The 679-nt window shown below is 44.0% G+C and carries 1 protein-coding gene; it reads left to right on the plus strand.

Going from position 1 to position 679, the window contains the following annotated elements:
- Positions 1-378: SDR family oxidoreductase (locus R7R24_RS27260; protein ID WP_318120207.1), on the plus strand; the 378-nt coding region annotated here is incomplete at its 5' end.
- Positions 379-679 lie beyond the last annotated feature (301 nt).

Genomic DNA, 679 nt, shown 5'->3' on the forward strand with positions numbered 1-679 from the left:
GTCGCGCCAGTAATGCTAGAGCAGGGCGCAGGTAGCATTGTCAGCATTTCTTCTATCGTGGGTACGGATGGCAATATTGGGCAAAGTAACTACGGCGCAAGTAAAGGCGGCGTCATCTCAATGAGTAAAGGTTGGGCGAAAGAGCTATCGAGAAAAGGCGCTCAAATCCGAGTGAACTGTGTTGCCCCTGGTTTTATCACCACCGACATGACCAAGAACCTGCCAGAAAAAGTCATTCAAATGATGGAAAGTAAAACGCCCCTAGGACGTATGGGCTCGGTGCAAGATATCGCCAATGGCGTTGCGTTTCTGGTCTCTAATAAAAGTGCGTTTATAACCGGACAAGTGCTCAAGATTGATGGCGGTTTAGTGCTTTAATGTTCGAACCATAACCTCAAGTAAAAACGCTCTTTGCTCAGGTGAAGGGCGTTTTTGTCTCAAGATAAATGCATACAAACATGGAGAGTTAAATTGCCAGTTATTTACTCGGTATAACAAAACGCAATTGGTCTATCCGCAAAGCGCACATGTAATATCCATAAAAAACATGGATTATTCATATGAAAAAATTATCGCTACTTGGCCTGCTTATTCTCTTTGGCTGTAACCAGCAAAACACTCCGACTCCAGACCCAAATCACAACCAACCACACCAAAGTTTTAAAAAAACGCCGGAGAT

It is taken from the genome of Vibrio sp. 704 (genome assembly GCF_033339295.1).